The organism is Angustibacter speluncae (assembly GCF_054777815.1).
This window is the reverse complement of sequence record NZ_BAAHAF010000165.1, coordinates 1-3,585: the sequence shown is the minus strand read 5'-3', so window position 1 is coordinate 3,585 and position 3,585 is coordinate 1. Positions and strand designations below refer to the sequence as shown.

The following is a 3,585-nucleotide window of genomic DNA, read 5'->3' as shown; positions in this document are numbered from 1 at the left end:
GCCCCGTGCGGGCTCGTGGTCGAGGCGGTGGCCGAGGACCTGCAGGTCAAGCGCGACCTGCTGGCCGCGCTGGAGAAGGTCGTCGACGACGACGCCGTCCTGGGCACGAACACCTCGTCGCTGTCGGTGACGGCGGTCGCGAGCCCGCTGCGGGTGCCCGACCGCGTCGTCGGGCTGCACTTCTTCAACCCCGCGACGCTGATGCGGCTGGTCGAGGTGGTGCACGGCGCGCAGACCTCGCCGGCGGTCGTCGAGCAGGCGCGCGACCTGGTGCGGCGCTGGCGCAAGGAGCCGGTGACCTGCACCTCCACACCGGGGTTCGTGGTGAACCGCGTCGCACGCCCGTACTACGGCGAGGCGCAGCGGATGGTCGAGGAGGGCACCGCCGCCCCCGCGACGATCGACCACGTGCTGCGCACCGCGGGCGGCTTCCCGATGGGCCCGCTCGAGCTCACCGACCTGGTCGGCCAGGACGTCAACCTCGCGGTGTCGCGGTCGGTGTGGCAGCAGACCTTCCACGACGCCCGGTACGCGCCGACGGTGTTCCAGCAGTCGCTGGTCGACGCCGGCCGCTACGGCCGCAAGAGCGGGCGCGGCGTCTACGACCACACCGTGCCTGCCGACGCCCCGGGCGGCCCGCGCGAGCCGGTGGCGGTGCTGCCGCCGGCCGACCCGCCGCGGCGGGTGCGCTACAGCGAGGGCTGGGCGGTGATGGAGCCCCTGCTCGACCGCATCGCCGACGGCGGCGTCGACGTGCGCGTGGTCGGCCAGAGCGATCCCGACTGCACCGACGACATCGGTCTGATCCTGCCCTCGGGCGGCCGGCTGCTCGAGACCGACGGCAGCACCGCCAGCACCCAGGGCCAGGAGGTCGTGGTGCTGGACTGGGTGCTCGACGCCCGCACCACCCCCCTGGCCGTCGTCGCCTGCTCCGACAGCTGCTCGCGGCGCACCCTCGACGAGGCGGTCGGCGTGCTGCAGGCGGCCGGTCTCGAGGTGCTGCACGTGCGCGACACCCCCGGCCTGGTGGTCGCCCGCACCGTCGCGATGCTCGTCAACGAGGCCGTCGACCTGGTCGCGCGCCGCGAGGCGAGCGCCGCCGACGTCGACACCGCGATGACGCTCGGCACCGGCTACCCGCTCGGCCCGATCGCCTGGGGCGAGCGGATCGGCCCGGCCTGCGTCGCCGACGTGCTCGTGCACCTGCACCGGGCGATGCCGACCGGCCGCTACCGCGCCGCGCCGCGGCTGCTGGCCGCCGCCGCGTCCGGCGGTCCCCTTGCCTGAGGACCTGCCTGAGGGAGCCCCGGCCCGGGACGAGGTGGAGCCGTGGGCCCGCGCGATGTGGGACCGCGACACCCTCAGCCGCTCGCTCGGCATGGAGCTGCTGGTGGCCCGCCCGGGCCGCGCCGTCGTCCGGATGACCGTGCGCCCGGACATGCTGCAGGGTCACGGCTCGGTGCACGGCGGCATGCTGTTCACCCTGGCCGACACGGCGTTCGCGTTCTGCTGCAACGGTCCTGACCGGGTCGTGGTCGCGGCGAGCGCCGACGTCACGTTCGTGGCGCCGGCCTCGGCGGGCGAGGTGCTGCTCGCCACCGCCGAGGAGGACGCCCGCTGGGGCCGCAACGGCCTCACCCGGGTGCGCGTCGAGCGCGAGCGCGACGGCGCAGTCGTCGCCCTGTTCCAGGGCCGCTCCCGCGAGGTGGGGGCGAATCGTCAGGTATCCGCCCCCGCGGACCCCTCCCCGGCGGCGAATCCCTGACCATTCGCCCTCCGGGACAGGGCGACTCAGGCGGCGTCGAGCGCGGCCTGCCAGGCGCGCCAGGCGCTGGCGACCATCTGGTCGACGTCGTGGCGCATCTCCCAGCCCAGGTCGCGGGCCGCGAGGTCGCCGCGGGCCACGATGCGCGCCGGGTCGCCCGGGCGCCGCGGCTCGATCCGGGGCTCGAGGTCCGAGCCGGTCGCGCGCGCCACGGCGTCCATCACCTGCCGCACCGACAGCCCGTCGCCGCTGCCGAGGTTGTAGACCGGCTCGAGCCCGTCGCCCGCCGCGAGCCGGCGCGCCGCCTCGACGTGCGCGAGGGCGAGGTCCTGCACGTGCACGTAGTCGCGCACGCAGGTGCCGTCGGGCGTCGGGTAGTCGTCGCCGTTGATCTGCGGCGCTCGGCCGTCGGTCAGCGCCTTGAGCACGAGCGGCACCAGGTTGTGCGGGCTGGAGTCGAACAGGTCGGCGTGGCCGGAGCCGACCACGTTGAAGTACCGCAGCGAGGTGTGCCGCAGACCGTGCGCCCGCGCGGTGTCGGCGATGACCTGCTCGCCGATCAGCTTCGAGCGCCCGTACGGCGACTCGGGCCGGGTGGCCGACTCCTCGGTGACGACGTCGTCGTCCGGCGTGCCGTAGACCGCCGCCGAGGACGAGAACACGATCGACCCCGCGCCGGTCTCGACCATCGCCTCGAGCAGCGACACCGTGCCCTCGACGTTCTGCCGGTAGGTGTGCAGCGGGCGGCTTACCGAGACGCCGGCGTACTTGAACCCGGCGAGGTGGACGACGCCCTCGCAGGCGTGCTCGCGCATCGTGCGGGTCACCAGCGCGGTGTCGAGGACGCTGCCCTCGACGAACGGGTGCTCGGGGCCGACGAAGGCGCGGTGGCCGCTGCTCAGGTCGTCGAGCACCACCGGTTCGGTGCCGGCGTCGGCGAGCGCCCGTGCCACGTGGGCGCCGATGTACCCGGCACCGCCCGTCACCAGCCAGCTGCCCATCGTGGTGCCTCCTGCCCCGGGGTCGCGGAGGGGTAAGCATCGCAGCCCCGGTCACGGCACCGTGCGGACGGTGGCGAACTCCTGGGTGCTGACGGCGGCGCCCGGGTCGAGGAACGGCGCGACCGCCTCCCGCCAGCCCTGCACCGACGGGTGGGTGGACGCGTCGACCTGCGCCGCGTGCCGACGGTAGGCCTCGAGGTGGTGGCCCGCCCACGGCTCGGACGGGTCGACCGGGACCTCGCCGGTGACGGTCGTCCACCCGGGCCGGTCGGGGTCGAGCCGCCCGTCGACGTGCGGGACCAGGTCGGACGAGCTCTCGACCGCGAGCACCGTGACGTCGTCGGGCACGGGCAGGGCGGACACCGGCGACCCGAGGGTCACGACGCCCTCGACCGCGTACCGGGGGTCGGCCGCCAGGCTCGCCGCGGTCAGCCCGCCCTGGCTGTAGCCGACGGCGAGCACCGGCTCGTCCGGCCCGACGCCCGCCTCGTCGAGCACCCGTCGCACCGCCTCGAGGGCGTCGGTGTCGAGGCCACCGACGAGCCGGACGTTCGCGGTGCCGTCGGCCGGCAGCGGGCCGCCGGCGTCGGACCAGGTCTGGGTCGGCGGCACGTACAGCACCCACCGGGTGCCGTCGTCGCCCACGACCCGGTCGAGCCGCACCCGGCCGGGCCGGTAGGCGTCCGTCGGCGGCCCGTCGGTCGGCGGCCCGTCGACCGGCGGCGCGTACGGCGCGAGCCGGCCCACCAGCCCGCTGAGGTCGGTCGCGGGGACGGCCGGCCGCGGCGGTCCGGTCGCCGCGACGGTGACCTCGCCCTG

3 protein-coding genes and 1 pseudogene are annotated in these 3,585 nt (G+C 75.9%); 2 read left to right on the top strand and 2 right to left on the bottom strand.

What is annotated here, in order from left to right; all coding sequences use genetic code 11:
• The coding region (locus ACYVKY_RS18730; RefSeq protein WP_460436501.1) for a 3-hydroxyacyl-CoA dehydrogenase family protein at positions 1-1,287 on the top strand (1,287 nt) is incomplete at its 5' end.
• A 34-nt stretch (positions 1,288-1,321) separates the two neighbouring features.
• The gene (gene paaI / locus ACYVKY_RS18725; protein WP_460436500.1) at positions 1,322-1,765 is read left to right on the top strand and encodes a hydroxyphenylacetyl-CoA thioesterase PaaI; all 444 of its coding nucleotides are present in this window, start codon (positions 1,322-1,324) and stop codon (positions 1,763-1,765) included.
• A gap of 26 nt (positions 1,766-1,791) precedes the next feature.
• On the opposite strand, the gene galE is transcribed toward paaI, so the two are convergent.
• Positions 1,792-2,766: an NAD-dependent epimerase/dehydratase family protein gene (gene galE, locus ACYVKY_RS18720; RefSeq protein WP_460436499.1), complete on the bottom strand. Its 975-nt coding sequence runs from the start codon at positions 2,764-2,766 to the stop codon at positions 1,792-1,794.
• Between the two features lie 51 nt (positions 2,767-2,817).
• Positions 2,818-3,585, bottom strand: a pseudogene (locus ACYVKY_RS18715) (hypothetical protein); the annotation flags it as partial.

Coding starts and splice junctions, on each gene's coding strand:
- galE (WP_460436499.1), bottom strand. CDS start 2,766: ATGGGCAGCTGGCTGGTGACGGGCGGTGCCGGGTACATCGGCGCCCAC.